Source organism: Paenibacillus tritici, assembly GCF_018207515.1.
Classification (GTDB): Bacteria; Bacillota; Bacilli; order Paenibacillales; family Paenibacillaceae; genus Paenibacillus_AQ; species Paenibacillus_AQ tritici.
Genome location: NZ_CP073365.1, coordinates 5,212,401 through 5,228,125 on the forward strand (window position 1 = coordinate 5,212,401; position 15,725 = coordinate 5,228,125).

The window sequence follows — 15,725 nt, forward strand, 5'->3', positions numbered from 1 at the left end:
ATGAAAGGGAGTACATACAGATGAACAAAGGGCAAATCGTATTTCTAAACGGAGTTACCAGCTCCGGCAAAACTTCCATAGTAGATGCTATACAGTCGAGATCGCCAGAATTCTTTTATGTGGTAGCCAATGATCTGTTCGAAGAAACGATCGGAGAACGTTACTTGCGTGAGGATTACTGGAAATACCTGAGTGAAGCGATTCTTATGATGTATTATACCGCCAGATTATTCTCTGATCATGGCAAGCATGTGCTGATTGATGGCATCCTTGTGGAGAGACCCGGGCTTACGCCCCATTATGAACAAGTGAAAAGTATTTTTGCCGGATACCCGTTAACCATGGTTGAAGTGTTCTGTCCCTTGGAGGTTTGCCGCCAGCGCAATATTGCCCGTGAACACAGAGGCGAAGGCCAGTCGGAGGAGCAGCATAAGCTGATGGCCCGTAACATCGAGTATGGCTTTAAGGTGAACACGCATGAGAACACCTCTGAAGAGTGCGCGGATCTGATTGTGGGGCATTTATTCGGTGAGCGTACCTTAGAATGATATAGATCTTGGTGACGTTACCTGCTCGGAAAAGCGGACAAGGCTGCCTGCATAGGCAGCCTCTTTTTTATTTGCATATTAACTGGATAATGGGCTGTGGCAAGTAGCGGACTCAGGGGCCCTTATGTTGCCTTGTAGCGCTGTAAAAGAGGGAAATGTTGTTCATTAGCGGCTTCTGAGTCCGCTTAGCCCCGACGGAAGGCGAAATTGCGAAGATAAGGGCCCTCCAGTCCGCAAGGCGGCGGTAGGCAATAATCCGGCAGCAGATTAGCCATATGTAGGGGTTCCCCTCACCACCTTCATAAAAAGTTGGCACATTTTAATGTAAGCGCTCCTCAAAATCCGCTTGAAAGAACAGCAAAGGGATGATAGGATGAAGACGAAGATTTAGTAAATTTATTAACTAAAAAGGCGTGAGCAGCTTGGCAACGATTAAAGACATCGCCCGTGAGGCCGGCGTATCGGCCGCAACCGTATCGAGAGTGCTAAATAATGACCTGTCTCTGGCAGTCAGTGAGGAGACACGCAGCCGGGTGTTCGCCGTGGCCGGGCAGCTTGGCTACAAGCCCTCCCGGGTGAGACAGCTTAAGCGGGAGACGGAGCTAGGCAGCAAGACGATCTCTCTCCTGCTCTGGTGTACCGCCGAAGAGGAACGGGACGACCCTTATTACGGCTCGATCCGGCGCGGTGTGGAGCTGCGCTGTGAGGAGCTGGGTATCCGGCTCGGCCAGACGCTGCGCGGGCGAACCGCGTTCGCCCCGCTCCGTGCCGGTGATGGTCTTATCGTCGTAGGCGGCGGCTTCCATCCGGGGGAGCTGGAGAAGCTGCATTCAGACCGCACCACCACCGTGCTTGTCGATCAATACACGGAGCGCCCGGAGTATGACTCCGTGCGGACGCATTTCCGGCAAGCCGTTGATCAGGCGCTGGGCCACCTGCTTGAGTTGGGCCACCGCGATATCGCCTTCATCGGCGGCGGCAGCGAAGGAGAACGCCGGAGGCATCATTTCGCCCGCATCATGCAGAGCCAGGGCTGTTACGATCCCGCACTGATCCGTACGGGAAGCTGGACCAGTGCTGACGGATACCGGATGATGAGCGAGCTGCTGTCAGGCGTAAGGCGGCCCACGGCCTGCTTCTCGGCCAGTGATCCGCTGGCGGTCGGTGCCCTGCGCGCCCTGCATGACCACGGCGTAGAGGTGCCTGCCGGGATGGCCATCATCGGCTTCGATGATATCGAGATGGCCGCCTACGTGCAGCCCCCGTTGACTACCGTCCGCGCTTATCCCGAGCAGATGGGCAAAGCTGCGGTCCAGCTGCTCGCCGAGCGGTTCGAAGGGCGCGAGGCCCCGTCGCATACGATCATCGGCACGAAGCTGATTGTCCGGGAGACCAGCGGCGGGACAGCGAAGTAACAGAAAGCCCGGTACACACAGAAATCATGTAATGCACACCACCGGTACAGATGATTCAAACGGTCCAGGCATCCGGGCCGTATCTCACTTCACAAGGAGAGTTATGAATATGAACATTTATGCAGACGAATCGCTGGGGCTGTTCCACCTTCAGTCCAAAGACACCAGCTACATTATCCAACTGATCGAAGGTTATCCTGCCCATGTCTACTGGGGCGCCAGACTCCGGCATGATAACAGCCTGGCCGGGGCACTTGAGCTACGCGAACGTGCCTCCTTCTCGCCAACCCCGGTGCTGGCGAAACCTTCCCTCTCGCTGGATGCCCTGCCCCAGGAGTATCCGCAGTACGGAACGAGCGATTTCCGGCGCCCGGCTTATCAGGTTCAGCTTGCTGACGGCACACGGATCTCTGAACTTCAATATGCAGGTTATGTAATCACACCCGGCAAGCCGGCACTTGAAGGACTGCCAGCAGTCTACGCGGAGAGTGAAGCAGAAGCACAGACACTGGAGCTTACTCTGAAGGATGACTACGCCGGTCTGACGGTCAGACTGCTCTATACTGTGTTCGCTGACCATAACGCGGTTACCCGTTCCGTCCGCTTCGAGCATCACGGTCAAGCTCCGCTGCGGCTGGAGCAGGCTCTGAGCGCATCGGTCGATTTCGCCGATTCCTCCTATGACAGCCTGCACCTGAGCGGCGCATGGGCCAGAGAACGTCATGTTCAGCGCCGTCCGCTTACTCCGGGTGCTGCCTTATCACTCGAGAGCCGCCGTGGCTCAAGCAGCCATCAGACCCATCCGTTCCTGGCGCTGCTCCGCTCAGGTGCGGATGAAGACCAGGGCGATGTGTATGGCTTCAGCCTCGTCTACAGCGGCAGCTTCAGCGCTACTGCCGAGGTGGAGCAGTTCGGGCAGACCCGGGTAAGCATCGGGATTAATCCGTTCGACTTCTCCTGGCTGCTGGAGCCGGGAGAGTCCTTCCAGACCCCGGAAGCCGTGCTCGTCTATTCCAGCGAAGGCATTGGCGGAATGTCGCGCACCTATCACCGGCTGTACCGGACCCGGCTGTGCCGCGGTGTTCACCGTGACCAGGCCCGGCCGATTCTGGTCAACAACTGGGAGGCGACCTACTTCAATTTCAACGCGGACACCATTGCGACCATCGCCAAGGAAGCAGGTCCGCTCGGTATTGAGCTCTTTGTCCTCGACGATGGCTGGTTCGGCAGACGCGACAAGGATAACAGCTCGCTCGGCGACTGGTTCGAGGACCGCCGCAAGCTGCCTGAAGGTCTGGCTGATCTGGCAGGCCGGGTCAATCACGAAGGTCTTAAGTTTGGATTATGGGTTGAACCGGAGATGGTCTCGCCGGACAGTGAGCTGTACCGCAAGCACCCGGACTGGTGCCTTCATGCCGAAGGACGGCGCCGGACGGAAGGCCGTAACCAGCTTATCCTGGACCTCTCCCGTCCCGAAGTCTGCGACTATCTGTATGAGACCTTGAGCACCGTCTTCTCCAGCGCACCGATAAGCTACGTCAAGTGGGACATGAACCGCAATATGACGGAGATTGCATCAGCCGCAGCCAGTCCTGAGCGGCAAAAAGAAACCGCCCACCGCTATATGCTGGGTCTGTATGATCTCCTGGAGCGCCTGACCTCGCGCTTCCCTGACATTCTGTTCGAGAGCTGCTCCGGCGGCGGCGGCCGGTTCGATCCGGGCATGCTGTTCTACATGCCGCAGACCTGGACCAGTGACAACACCGATGCGGTTGAACGTCTGGCTATTCAATACGGTACCAGTATTGTCTATCCGGCCAGCAGCATGGGCGCCCATGTGTCCGCTGTTCCGAATCATCAGGTGGACCGTATCACCTCCCTTGCTATGCGCGGCGATGTAGCAATGAGCGGTAACTTCGGCTATGAGCTGGACCTTACGAAGTTCACTGAAGCCGAGAAGAATCTGGCGGCCCGGCAGATTGCCCAGTACAAAGAGATCCGCACCCTGGTGCAGCAGGGGGACATGTACCGCCTGCTGAGTCCGTTCGAGGGCAGCGGTGAAACGGCCTGGATGTTTGTCAGCGAGGACAAGACGGAAGCCTTCGTCGCCTACTTCCGCGTACTCGCCATACCTAATCCGCCCATCTCGCGTCTTTCGCTCAAGGGACTGAACCCTGAGCTGGATTATGTAATTGAGACCGGGGCTGCCGGTAGCAGCGAGCATCTCCACGGCGGTGCAGGGGCTTCTGCGGCAGCAGAGGGCGACAGCGCCGCTCCGTTCCGGGCCGCCTTTGGCGGCACACCGCTCGGCGGCGACCGCCTGATGCGTATCGGCCTGGTGGTCTCCGATCTGCGCGGCGATTACGCAAGCTGCACCTATCGCCTGAGAGCGGTACAACGCTAATCCCAGACAGAATAGATCCTCCTGACCGGGGATCAATCCTACCGAACCGTGAAAAAGAGACTGTCCTTGTACTTCTAAAGGACGGTCTCTTTTTGGTGTCAAACTCTACCTAACGGTAAATTATGCTGATGCTTACCGGGACTAGTCTTGATCCCGGCCGAGCAGCCCGCCAAGCGCCTCAGTCACGTTCATACCGGTAAGCGTCTTGGTTAACTCTGGAACCTGGGCCATGATTTTGGCGATGTCCCCGGTAATTTTGTTCACGCCGGAGGAAGTACCGTCCTGGGAGATTACTGTAATCTTGTCTACCTTGGCGAGCGGAGCAGCAATTTTGTCAGCCAGCTCCGGCAGAATCTTCAGGAATTCCACAGTCAGCGCGGCTTGTGTGAACTGTTTGTACGCTTCCGCCTTCTTCTGCAATGCCCCCGCTTCCGCCGCTCCGGCGAGCTGGACGATCTCCGCATTCGCCTTCCCTTTCGCCAGCTCTGCTTCTGCTGTAGCCAGTCCGCGCTTGGTCGTTGTAGCCGCTTCTGCCTCCGCCTCAAGAATCTGCCGCTGCTTGGCGGCTTCCGCTCTCATAACCGTAGCCTGATTCTCCGCCTGGGCAGGCTTGATCACCGTTGCTTCCAGTTCCCTCTGTCTCAGCTCCACTTCAATCTCCCGGACCGTCCGGTTGGCCTCTGCTTCCATCTGGGTGATTTTGACCTGTTCCGTAACCAGCGACTGCTTGATCTTATTCTGCTGCAGTTCGTAGGCCAGATCCGCCTGTGCCTTCTTCACCTCTGTCTCCAGCTTGAAATCAGCCTGCTTAATGTTCAGCTCCTTCTCGAACAGGGATTCCTTCGCACGGGCGGCAGTTCCCGCTTCAATCGTCGCCTGATGCGCATTGGCTTTGGCAATGGAAGACTCCTTCTCCGCCTCGGCCTGTTTGATCTGAATGTCGCGTTCGGCTTCCGCCTTGGCAATGCTGGCATCACGGCGGATACGCTCAATCTCCGGAACCCCCATATTGTCGATATATCCTTTGTCGTCCGTAATTTTCTTGATGGTGAAGCTGACGACCTCAAGCCCCATCTTGTCGAGATCCTCCGAGCAGGTCTCCCGCATCTTGCTGTTGATTTCGTCAGGAGTCTTCAGAATCGACTCTACGGTGAGCTGTCCGATCAGGCCGTGCAGATGACCCTCCACCGAATGCAGGATAATGGTCTCGCGGTCTTCTTCCGGCCGGTCGATGAACTGTTCACTGGCGGTCAAAATAGCAGTTGGATCGCTTTTAATCTTAATCTGGGCTACCGCCTCCAGGTTAAGCTTGATGCCCTGACGGGAGAACATGGCCTGCGCCGGGATCACATCGAAGCTCATCAGCATCATGGAGATCGTCTTATTATTCTGGAAGCCGGGGATAACGAACGTCCCGCCGCCCTGCACAACTCTTTTTCCGCCGAGGCCATATACGATCATTGCCTGATTGGGCGGAACCTTTTTATAAGCGGTCACGATACTGGATAACGCCAGCAGAATTACAACAACGATAGCTCCAATTACATACAGAATAACCATCTGGTCCGACACTCCCCGTTAATTTTGTCCGATTTCCCTCTCGAAAAGGGTTACTGCTGCGATTCCCTTATCCGTCTTCACAATAATCACCCTGTCGCCCCGCATTAGCTGCTGGCCCGCTTCTGCCCGCACGCCAATCGAGCGCATGGTCCCGTGCAGCACATATTTCATCTCCCCCACTGCCCCGTCCTCTGCGGCGACACTGATGTACCCGAGCTGGCCTGCCGGCTCGTAATCCAGTTCACTCATGCTGCTGTCATACCGGGTCATTACCCGGGCCAGCACCGTATAGAGCAGGATGCCGGGCAGCAGGGCAACCAAAGTGCAGACCAGCACCACTGCAAGCAGCTGCATTCCGCTGAACCGGGTAAGCACGTACCCCGTGCCGCCCCAGACTGTAACAAATACCATCAGCGGGAGGATGGGCAGGAAGCCCGGTCCCCCGCTGTCACCGCCACCCGTATGCAGATGACCCGCTAGGCCGTGACCATGAATGCTGCCGCTGAGGAGGAGCAAGAGTCCCACCCAGAAGCAAACGATGAATACAGTAGCGATAACAATCCCTTCTTTCATGCCTTTCATTTCCGATTGAATACATATTGAACAAATTAGTTAATTTACGTTGTTATACGATTTTTCTTTCCTCTTGTAGGTGAGGCCTTCTTGCTGTCCTGCAAGGATAGCAAGTTGAACCGGATGGAGCTGTGCTGGCTGTACAGCATCTCAGACTGCGTACTGCTTACAGATCAGCATCTGCTGGAATGAGGTGCACTTCTGCTCCTCCTTCTTGCCTCCCGCCCGCTTCCGGCGGATTTAGGTGCACTTCTGCTCCTCCTCCTCGCCTCCCGCTCACTTTCGGCGGATTGAGGTGCACTTCTGCTCCTCCTCCTCGCCTCTCGCCCGCTTTCGGCGGAATGAGGTGCACTTTTGCTCCTCCTCCTCGTCTCCCGGCCGCTTTCTGCGGATTGAGGTGCACTTCTGCTCCTCCTTCTCTCCTCTCGCCCAATTTCGGCGGATTGAGGTGCACTTCTGCTCCTCCTCCTCGCCTCCCGCCCGCTTTCGGCGGATTGAGGTGCACTTCTGCTCCCCACAATGATCATCGTTTCACGGACAGCAAAAAGACCACAGCAGCAGGGCTCTCCGTGGTCGGTTATTCGATCATGGCGCTCATCCTCTCTCTTCGAGGCTTACGGGGTTAGCTGACGGATTCGGGCAGCGAGATTGCCCTACCTTGCCGCAGTGCCATAATTGCACGCGGCACGGATTCACCCCGGGTGTGGGGCAGCGATTTTGAGCAAAAGAATAGCCGCCTTCACCAGTTGGGTCCCCCGTTCCCGTTACGGAATTCAGCCGTTCAAGAACAGTGTCATTTCATTCGGTTGTTGATTGAATCTTACGCCTGCAGCCATTTAATGTAAAACCCGGCGGTTGACAACAGAAGTCAAAAATACCGTCCCTTCACGAATGAAGGCGTATTCTTCACTGGCGCTCTTAAGCGGCCGGTGATTTGCTCGTATTTGCTCGTTTTTCCATAACCGGTATTCTTCATCCCGTATCCAATATATTAAATTTGAATTATTCACATTACAGACACTAATTGCTCATTGTGCATTCTTTCCCTTTGGGCAATAATATAGTCTATAGTCATATTCAGCCATTCACTTCACATAGAAAGGAGGAAACTGGAAACTTGAATTCCAAACTGAATCTGCGGGACAAAAAAAAGGAAGCCACCGCCTACGCCTTGGCCGTAGCCGCCTTCGAGCTTGCCCTTGTGCATGGAATGGATGGCTTCATCGTTGACGATGTGGTCCAGAAGGCCGGATACTCCCGGCGGACCTTTGCCAATTACTTCTCCTGCAAGGAGGAAGCCGTGGCGTCCTATTTCATTAGCAGTGCTACGAAGGAGGACGATAAAAGTCTGCTTGCCGGGTTACCGCCGGATGCTACACCGCTCGACGCCCTGTACAATCTGCTCAAGCTGCAATTCACCTCTGAGTTCCTGCATAAATTGCGGCAGTTCGTATCGCTTGCGAATCAGTATCCGTCCCTGGAGCCTTATATTCTCAGCGTATTCCGCCGTCTGCAGATCGCAGCACAGGAAGTGCTTGAGCAATTCTCCCATGGGCGTTATTCCGACGGGTATACCCATCTGCTTGCCGGTGCTGTCTATGGAGCCTTCGTGCCCATAATGGACGGACGGCTTAATGTTATGCTGCCGGGTGAACAGCAGAGTGAAGGCTCCGGAGCTATGCCGTTTGATCAATATTTGAATTCCATGTTTGCTTACTTACGCAACGGCTTCTAAATTCACAGATAAAGAGGAGAAACCATTTCATGTCTACCTTTCTATACCGCTTAGGGAAATCGGCTTATTCCAAGCCCTGGTATTTCATCGCAGCCTGGATCATCGTACTCGGTGTTATAGGCACCCTGATTGGAGTTAACGGCATTCAGTCCAGCTCCGAGATGAAAATTGAAGGCACAGAGTCGCAAAAAGTGCTGGATAAGCTGACTAAGGAGCTGCCCGCTGCTGCCGGCGGCCAGGCAAGCATCGCCTTCACTGCACCTGACGGAGAACGTCTGGATACGCCTGAACGCACAGCGCTACTCCTGAAAGCCATTAATGATGTCTACAACATGGAGTATGTAATCAACCCTGTGGAGCTGGCTGCCCAAGCTGCCGCCGCCGCAGGCCAAGCCGCTGCCGCTGATCCTTCTGCCGCCGCAGGACAGGCCGCTGTCGCTGATCCTTCCGTCGCCGCAGGCCAAACCGCTGCCGCTGATCCTTCTGCCGCCGCAGGCCAGTCCGCTGCTGCTGACCCTTCTGCCGCCGCAGGCCAAGCTGCTGCCGCTGATCCTTCTGCCGCCGCAGGCCAGTCCGCTGCTGCTGATCCTTCCGCCGCCGCAGGCCAGGGCCAGGCGGCCCCGTTCGGCCCGCTGATGGCTGACGGCGCTCCGGTTCCCGGCGTGATGCTGTCGGCTGACGGCAATATTGCCTTGTTCCAGTTCCAGTTCACCGTGCAGCAAACCTCGCTGCCTTCGTCCGTACCGGACAACATTATTGAATCGGTGACCGAAGTTGAACAGTCCGGCTCAGGGATCACTGCCATTCCAAGCGACTCGTTAAAAACCATCCCGGCCATCGGTTCCACTGAAGCTATCGGTGTTGCTGTTGCTGCCGTCGTCTTGTTCATGACGCTTGGCTCGGTGGTTGCTGCCGGTCTGCCGCTGCTTACCGCACTCCTTGGAGTCGGCATCAGCGTCGGAGGTGCGTTTGCCCTCGGCAGTCTGATCCAGATGAACGACATTACACCGGTTCTGGCCGTTATGATCGGCCTTGCTGTAGGGATTGACTACTCGCTGTTCATTGTTAACCGGCAGCGCCGTCTGATCCTTGATGAGAAATTAAGCGCAGCAGAAGCGTCCAGCCGGGCACTCGGCACCGCCGGCAGCGCCGTATTCTTCGCCGGTCTGACCGTAATTATCGCCCTGTGCGGTATGCTTGTCATTGGCATCGGCTTCTTGTCGACTATGGCCCTTGTGGCTGCTGCCAGTGTTCTGGTCAACGTACTGCTGGCACTGTCCCTGCTGCCTGCGCTGCTCGGTCTGGTCGGTGAACGGATCGTAACCGCCAAAGCCCGGACGAAGAACACCGCGGCCGGTACCAAAGCGCAGCACAGCTTCTCGCACCGCTGGGCTAATGCCACAGTGAAATTCCGCTGGGCCATTATTGTTCTGGTCGTGCTGGTGCTTGGAACAGCCGCCATTCCGGTGACCAAGATGGAGCTGGGTATTCCGTCCGGCGCCTCGGCGAACCTCGATACTCCGGCCCGCCAGAGCTATGATGTGATCTCCAAAGGCTTCGGTGAAGGCTTCAACGGCCCGCTCCTGCTGGTAGCAGAGCCGAAGAATCCGTCTGATACCCTCTCGATGCAAGTCGTAGGCAAGCTGGTTCAGGAACTGCAAATGCATGATAACGTTACGCTGGTATCCCCGCTGGGTGTAAATGCCACCGGCAAACTTGCCATCATCAGCCTCATTCCCAAAACAGGTCCTACAGACACTGCAACAAGAGAACTGGTGCATGAACTGCGTGATCCGGCGTCCAGTCTGGCCTCCGGCAATAACATTAATCTTGGCGTGACGGGCTTCACCGCTATCAACATTGATATGTCCTCCAAGCTGTCCGATGCGTTCCCTGTATACATCGGCATCATTGTCATTCTGTCGCTGATCATTCTGCTGCTGGTGTTCCGGTCCATTATCGTTCCCATCAAAGCGACCATCGGCTTCGTACTAAGTATTATTGCCACCTTCGGCGTAACTACAGCCGTCTATCAATGGGGCTGGCTGCACTCCCTGTTCGGCTTTGATACCGGCGGACCGCTGCTCAGCTTCATGCCGATCCTGGTTACCGGTATCCTGTACGGGCTGGCGATGGATTATCAGGTCTTCCTGGTCAGCTCCATGCGTGAGGCTTATGTCCATGGCCGCCATGGCAAGGATAGTGTCATTCATGGCTACGATCTTGCCAGCCGGGTTGTCCTTGCCGCAGGCATTATCATGGTCTCCGTCTTCGCCGGATTCATCTTCGCTCCTGATGCGATGATTAAGCAGATCGGCTTCGCGCTGGCCTTCGGTATCCTGATTGACGCCTTCATCATCCGGATGACGCTCGTTCCGGCCGTCATGGCTGTCTTCGGCGACAAAGCCTGGTGGCTGCCGAAATGGCTGGACCGCCTGCTGCCGAATCTCGATGTTGAAGGCGATAAGCTGATCGCCAAGCTGAATGCTGAGAGTGGACAAAAACACTAATTCCTCCACAAAGTGGAGATCCCTCGAGGATAATTGACGGCATTCCCGCCGTCCTTCCTGCACCAAAAGAGCCTGCGGCATTGTCCGCAGGCTCTATTTTGATATAATATTCAGATCAGAAGGAGGCGTACACATGAACATCCTAGAATTGGAATTGGAGCAGAATCAGCAGGAGATCTCCAGGCTTCTAGAGGAGCACAGCCGCCGCATGGACAACAGCATTCCGCCCTATCAGCGCGAGGTGATCTCCTTAGCGGCCTATGAGAACGGTGCCTTCATCGGCGGGATTACCGGGGATATCGTCTGGAATATCCTGAACGTGCACTTACTCGCCGTTGACCCGGCTTACAGAGGACATGGACTCGGCAAGGCCCTGCTGGATGAGATGGAGAAGAGAGCAAGCGGACGCGGCTGTAAGGTCAGCGAATTAACCACGATGAGCTGGCAGGCGCCGCATTTTTATCAGAAGCAGGGGTACAGAATTTTCGGTGAGATTAAGGATTGCCCCCATGAAGGCCAGAGTAAATATTATCTCCAGAAAAGCCTGAAGGACTGATCCCCGCCGGTACAGGAAGAAACGGTACCTTCCTTGTGACAAGGAGCGTACCGTTTCTGTGAGTAATGAAAGGATATGTCCGCTACACCACACTGAAAATCACATGCTGCCCGGCAGCCAGCGCCTTCTTATAGAAGTCCAGCAGGCCTGCAAATTCACGCTTCACTTGCTGCCTCAGTTCCTCCGCCGCACCGTCCGGCTCCAGCTTATCGAAATCCACCTGCTGCATCGCCGTGATAATCCCTTCCAGCTCATCATGCTCGGTGCAGGCGAAGAAACCGTCCTCCTCCTCCACCTCGAACACATGAACCCCAACCACAGCTTCGCTTAACGGGTCTCCATCGGAAGGTTCACTGGCTGACACACCGGTTAATGCTACATGCAGCTCCTCCCACAGCTTGTCGATGTCGTAATACTCACTCCCGCCCTCCATAAGCTTCTCCAGCTTGTCCAGCAGTTCTGCCCCATCCATCTCAACCATCTGCTCCAGGCTGTCCTCATCTACCATGACGTATTGGCCCCTCATTCCCATTTGGCATCGCTCCTCTTATTGGGTACGGCTGCTGATCTACTCTGCTACAGAATAGGCGACAGTAGCCGGGAAATCCCCTCTTTCAGCTTGATCAGCAGCGAGCGCTGCGTATAGCGTTCAAGGGTAAGCTCAGAACACAGCCGGGTGTCGTTCAGGAAAATGTCCTGAAGCTGTCCGGCAATCTTCCGGTCGTACACGATGGCATTGACCTCGAAATTCAGCCGGAAGCTGCGCGAATCAATATTCATCGTCCCCACGGAGGCAACCTCCCCGTCTGCCACAATGGTCTTGGCGTGCAGGAAGCCGTTCTCGTAGAGCAGGATTCTGGCCCCGTAGTTCAGCAAATCTCCGGCATAGGCCCAAGTGGCCCAATACACGAACGGATGGTCCGGCTTGTTAGGGATCATGATCTGCAGATCCACTCCGGAGAGCAGGGCGATTTTGCAGGCATCCATGAAGCTTGTGTCCGGAATGAAGTACGGGGTCTGGATATACACGCTCTCCTTGGCCGACAAAATGAGCTTAATGTACATATTCTTAAGGTGCTCTGTTGCCGAATTGGGGCCGCTTGTAATGATCTGAACCGGGCTTGTCCCCGTATGCGGCTCTGTACCAAAGCTGAACTCCCCGTAATCGCCCCGCTCATGCTTCCCGGCCTGATGCCAGTCGAGGATGAATCTGCCCTGAATCTGATTGACCGCATTTCCGGTGATCCGGAGATGAGTGTCCCGCCAGTAGCCGAACTTCGGAACCTGACCCAGATATTCATTCCCCACATTGAACCCGCCGATATAGGCGGTACTGCCGTCAATAATACACAGCTTGCGGTGATTTCTGTTGTTGATCCGGAAGTTCAGCGGCTTCAGCAGAGACGGGAAGAACACTTCGACCTCTCCTCCTGCCGCACGTAATTCCCTGAAAAACCGGGGGGATATCCCCTTGGAGCCGACCTCATCGTAGAGCAGCCGCACCTTAACGCCTTCCTGCGCTTTCCGGGTTAATTCATCCCTCAGCTGCTTCCCCAGAGCGTCCGGCTGAATGATGTAATACTGAACATTGATCTCTGAACGGGCTGAGCGGATATCCTCGAACAACGCGGCGAATTTCTGATGGCCGTCACTGTAGATGACAATCTCGTTATCGCTGGATAACAGGCCGTGCGACGAGCGGATGTTCATGTTGATGAGCTGTGTGTATTTTTGCAGGAGCTGCGACTTATCGTCCTCGCTCTCGGCAAATGCCGCCAGCTGCTTATCTGCTTCGGCCTGGACGTATTCCTGCTCTTCGATGAAGAGCTTGTAGAAATTCTTCTTTTTGAGATTACGTCCGAAAAAGATGTATAGGACAAATCCCAGAATCGGTATGAAAAACAGCACCATCAGCCAGGCCCAGGTATATCCCGCCTCCCTGCGTTCAATGAACAGAAAGCCCAGTGCCAGAATGATATTAATGAGGGTGACGACTGTGGTTAGACTTGCAAATTCCATGCTCTTTCCCCTTCCTCTGTCTCTCTCTGCTGCCTAAAAGTCCTCCAGCACCTTGGACTTGTCGCCATACACCTTGTCCAGATGCTCCTCTCCCCAGTAGCATAACAGGTCCAGCGCGGGCTTCAGTCCCCAGCCATAGGCCGTCAGCTCATACTCCACTCTGGGCGGGATTTCCTGATAAATCTGCCGCGTAATAATCTCGTCCTTCTCCAGCCCTCTTAGCTGCGTGGTGAGCATTTTTTGCGTAATGCCGGGGATGAGCCGCCGCAGCTCGGAGCTGCGCTTATGTCCGGTCATGAGATGGTAGATGATTAACGGCTTCCACTTGCCGCCCATCACTTCAAGCGCTGCCTCCACTCCGACTTTGTACTTTTTGGGAACACCATTATTGTTCTGTTCAGTCATTGCTGCTGCCTCCGTTATGTAGGGAACTTCAATGTTCCTATGGAACATACACCTTCCTATAGGACATCAAAGTGCGTACTTCCACATTATTTTATTCCTGTTTATAATAGCATCAGCCAAGGAACATGGCTACAAACCTGCTGTTAAGAAAGGTAGTGAAGATACAAGTATGAGCGTATTAATCGTCGTATCACACCCGAGACAAGATTCCCTGACCTTCCAGGTGGCCCGCCGTTTCGCAGAGGGATTGAGCCAGGCCGGCCATGATTATGAGATATTGGATTTGCATGAGATAGGATTTGACCCTGTTCTACAGGGGAGGGAGGAACTCCATATGACCGCAGGTGAACAGGAACAGCCCTATTCTCCTGAATTAGAGCGGGAAATGGGGCGGTTGCGGCAGCATGACGGCCTGGCCTTTGTTTTTCCGCTGTGGTGGTGGCATCTGCCGGCCATGCTGAAGGGATATATCGACCGGGTGCTGAACAACAGGGTTGCCTACGGCACAAGTAATCTGCATGGTTATCGTGCGCTATGGCTGGCTCTGGCAGGCGTAACGGAGGAGCAGATGAAGAAACGTAATTATGATGAGGCCACCACGCGTCTGCTGAATGTGGGAATTGCCGATTACTGCGGAATCACAGACTCCAAGGTTGAATTCTTTTACGAGACCTTGGATTCGCCGCCCTCGCATTATGAAGTGCTGCTTGAACAGGCCTATCAGGCGGGACTGCATTACGGCAAGGGGGAGAACTGACAAATCACAGGAATGAGGGGGATTACAGGATCACATCAAATTCATTCACATAAACTGCGTTGCCAGTCACTTCTATAGTGTTGCCGTTGTCCGACACGGACACCCTGACTCTGCCGTCCCTGCCGATCTCAAGGCCCTGCTCAATTAGCAGCTCGAAGGAGGGGGCTTGTCCGCCGATGTACCTGGAATAATAAGCCCCCATCACCCCAGAGGCGGTGCCAGTCACCGGGTCCTCGGTGGTCCCAGAGAACGGGGAGGAAAAATGGCGGGCGTGCATATGCGCCTTAGGATCATACGTCTCCAGACAGAACGGGTGAATGGACGAGCGGGGCATCTCCTTCAGCACCTCAGGGAACCGCTGGTTGTCAGGCTGCATCCGGGTGAAGGCGGCTAAGCTTTTGATAGGAACCAGCAAGGTCCATGTTCCCGTACTGCCGTACAGCGTTGGCAGGCTCTCATCAATATCACCAGGTTCGATGCCGATGGAGCGGGCCAGGTCCTCAAGTGATCCTTTAAAAGCTTCAATCTGGGGGCTGGCTTGTCTCATCGTCATATAAAATCCGCCGTGTTCTTCTGTGAAGCGGATGGGCAAGACCCCTGCCTTGGTCTCGATGGTCAGCTCGCTGGCGTCTCCAAGCAGCCCCTTCGTCTTCATGGCATACAATAACGCCATGGTCCCGTGGCCGCAGAGACTAATCTCATGCCCGGGTGTAAAATAGCGGATTCTGAGATCCGCCTGGTTGGATTTTAGCGGAAATGCCGTCTCATTAAAACCCACCTTCGCTGTAACCTCCTGCATTTGCTGCTCCGTGAGACCCTCGCCGTCCAGGACAACCCCTGCCGGGTTCCCTTTGTTTGGAATGCTGCTGAACGCATCGTAATGATAGACTTTGATATTCTGCACACCTGCACCGCCTGTCTTTTTTTCTTAATATGTTAGCATAACTTCATTGCTTTTAGCTTAGAAATTTAGATAAAAAGATGCTGTTTACCTCCCGGCCTCAAGCACCAGTACCTGCATATTGTGTTCGGTTTTTCGATTACATTCGACTTACGTAGCGCTCACAGTCCAATTGTGTTTTCGCATACATTCCGTCCAAAGACCCCGCGCTAGCGAATTGTGTTCGGTTTTTCGATTACATTTGGATCACACGCCCACGTACCTGCATATTGTGTTCGGTTTTTCGATTACATTTGGATCACACGCCCAGGTACCTGCATGTAGTGTTCGGTTTTTCGCATT

Annotated in this window: 13 protein-coding genes and 1 riboswitch; of the genes, 7 read left to right on the forward strand and 6 right to left on the reverse strand. The window is 54.9% G+C overall.

What is annotated here, in order from left to right; translation table 11 throughout:
* Positions 1–20: 20 nt before the first annotated feature.
* The 3 genes from KDC22_RS22595 to KDC22_RS22605 all read left to right on the forward strand — a co-directional run bounded on the left by KDC22_RS22595 (position 21) and on the right by KDC22_RS22605 (position 4,367).
* The gene (locus tag KDC22_RS22595) at positions 21–548 is read left to right on the forward strand and encodes a phosphotransferase-like protein (protein ID WP_211720392.1); all 528 of its coding nucleotides are present in this window, start codon (positions 21–23) and stop codon (positions 546–548) included.
* A gap of 422 nt (positions 549–970) precedes the next feature.
* The gene (locus KDC22_RS22600) at positions 971–1,963 is read left to right on the forward strand and encodes a LacI family DNA-binding transcriptional regulator (protein WP_211720393.1); all 993 of its coding nucleotides are present in this window, start codon (positions 971–973) and stop codon (positions 1,961–1,963) included.
* Positions 1,964–2,072: 109 nt separating this feature from the next.
* On the forward strand, positions 2,073–4,367 hold the full coding sequence (locus tag KDC22_RS22605; protein ID WP_211720394.1) for an alpha-galactosidase: 2,295 nt from the start codon (positions 2,073–2,075) through the stop codon (positions 4,365–4,367).
* A 141-nt stretch (positions 4,368–4,508) separates the two neighbouring features.
* Here KDC22_RS22605 and KDC22_RS22610 read toward each other — a convergent pair whose 3' ends face one another.
* Both KDC22_RS22610 and KDC22_RS22615 read right to left on the reverse strand, forming a co-directional pair.
* Positions 4,509–5,939 (reverse strand): flotillin family protein, encoded by a 1,431-nt coding sequence (locus tag KDC22_RS22610; RefSeq protein ID WP_211720395.1) that lies wholly within the window; start codon positions 5,937–5,939, stop codon positions 4,509–4,511.
* Between the two features lie 6 nt (positions 5,940–5,945).
* Positions 5,946–6,500: an NfeD family membrane protein gene (locus KDC22_RS22615; protein WP_211720396.1), complete on the reverse strand. Its 555-nt coding sequence runs from the start codon at positions 6,498–6,500 to the stop codon at positions 5,946–5,948.
* A gap of 596 nt (positions 6,501–7,096) precedes the next feature.
* Positions 7,097–7,289, reverse strand: a riboswitch (cyclic di-AMP (ydaO/yuaA leader).
* 328 nt (positions 7,290–7,617) lie between these two features.
* Between KDC22_RS22615 and KDC22_RS22620 the strand changes: the two genes are divergently transcribed.
* From KDC22_RS22620 to KDC22_RS22630, 3 genes are all read left to right on the forward strand, one after another.
* The gene (locus tag KDC22_RS22620) at positions 7,618–8,235 is read left to right on the forward strand and encodes a TetR/AcrR family transcriptional regulator (RefSeq protein ID WP_211720397.1); all 618 of its coding nucleotides are present in this window, start codon (positions 7,618–7,620) and stop codon (positions 8,233–8,235) included.
* A gap of 29 nt (positions 8,236–8,264) precedes the next feature.
* A complete protein-coding gene (locus KDC22_RS22625) occupies positions 8,265–10,745 on the forward strand; it encodes an MMPL family transporter (protein ID WP_211720398.1) in 2,481 nt (826 codons plus the stop codon).
* A 133-nt stretch (positions 10,746–10,878) separates the two neighbouring features.
* Positions 10,879–11,301 (forward strand): GNAT family N-acetyltransferase, encoded by a 423-nt coding sequence (locus KDC22_RS22630; protein ID WP_211720399.1) that lies wholly within the window; start codon positions 10,879–10,881, stop codon positions 11,299–11,301.
* Positions 11,302–11,383: 82 nt separating this feature from the next.
* Here KDC22_RS22630 and KDC22_RS22635 read toward each other — a convergent pair whose 3' ends face one another.
* Genes KDC22_RS22635 through KDC22_RS22645 form a run of 3 tightly spaced genes read right to left on the reverse strand, consistent with a single transcriptional unit; the run spans position 11,384 to position 13,725 of the window.
* Positions 11,384–11,833, reverse strand: a complete 450-nt coding sequence (locus KDC22_RS22635) for a DUF1877 family protein (protein WP_211720400.1) — start codon at positions 11,831–11,833, stop codon at positions 11,384–11,386.
* A 44-nt stretch (positions 11,834–11,877) separates the two neighbouring features.
* On the reverse strand, positions 11,878–13,320 hold the full coding sequence (gene cls, locus KDC22_RS22640; protein ID WP_211720401.1) for a cardiolipin synthase: 1,443 nt from the start codon (positions 13,318–13,320) through the stop codon (positions 11,878–11,880).
* 33 nt (positions 13,321–13,353) lie between these two features.
* Positions 13,354–13,725: a winged helix-turn-helix transcriptional regulator gene (locus KDC22_RS22645; protein ID WP_173130016.1), complete on the reverse strand. Its 372-nt coding sequence runs from the start codon at positions 13,723–13,725 to the stop codon at positions 13,354–13,356.
* A 169-nt stretch (positions 13,726–13,894) separates the two neighbouring features.
* Between KDC22_RS22645 and KDC22_RS22650 the strand changes: the two genes are divergently transcribed.
* Positions 13,895–14,482 carry an NAD(P)H oxidoreductase gene (locus tag KDC22_RS22650; RefSeq protein WP_211720402.1) on the forward strand — a complete coding sequence of 196 codons (588 nt, stop codon included), beginning with the start codon at positions 13,895–13,897 and terminating at the stop codon, positions 14,480–14,482.
* 22 nt (positions 14,483–14,504) lie between these two features.
* Here the strand turns inward: KDC22_RS22650 and KDC22_RS22655 are convergent, their stop codons facing one another.
* A complete protein-coding gene (locus KDC22_RS22655) occupies positions 14,505–15,386 on the reverse strand; it encodes a PhzF family phenazine biosynthesis protein (protein WP_211720403.1) in 882 nt (293 codons plus the stop codon).
* Positions 15,387–15,725: the final 339 nt, after the last annotated feature.

What these genes read in the sequence shown, in the direction of transcription:
- KDC22_RS22645 (WP_173130016.1), bottom strand. Translation starts at nt 13,725, where the DNA reads ATGACTGAACAGAACAATAATGGTGTTCCCAAAAAGTACAAAGTCGGA.
- KDC22_RS22635 (WP_211720400.1), bottom strand. Translation starts at nt 11,833, where the DNA reads ATGGGAATGAGGGGCCAATACGTCATGGTAGATGAGGACAGCCTGGAG.
- KDC22_RS22605 (WP_211720394.1), top strand. Translation starts at nt 2,073, where the DNA reads ATGAACATTTATGCAGACGAATCGCTGGGGCTGTTCCACCTTCAGTCC.
- KDC22_RS22615 (WP_211720396.1), bottom strand. Translation starts at nt 6,500, where the DNA reads ATGAAAGAAGGGATTGTTATCGCTACTGTATTCATCGTTTGCTTCTGG.
- KDC22_RS22630 (WP_211720399.1), top strand. Translation starts at nt 10,879, where the DNA reads ATGAACATCCTAGAATTGGAATTGGAGCAGAATCAGCAGGAGATCTCC.
- KDC22_RS22625 (WP_211720398.1), top strand. Translation starts at nt 8,265, where the DNA reads ATGTCTACCTTTCTATACCGCTTAGGGAAATCGGCTTATTCCAAGCCC.
- KDC22_RS22650 (WP_211720402.1), top strand. Translation starts at nt 13,895, where the DNA reads ATGAGCGTATTAATCGTCGTATCACACCCGAGACAAGATTCCCTGACC.
- KDC22_RS22595 (WP_211720392.1), top strand. Translation starts at nt 21, where the DNA reads ATGAACAAAGGGCAAATCGTATTTCTAAACGGAGTTACCAGCTCCGGC.
- cls (WP_211720401.1), bottom strand. Translation starts at nt 13,320, where the DNA reads ATGGAATTTGCAAGTCTAACCACAGTCGTCACCCTCATTAATATCATT.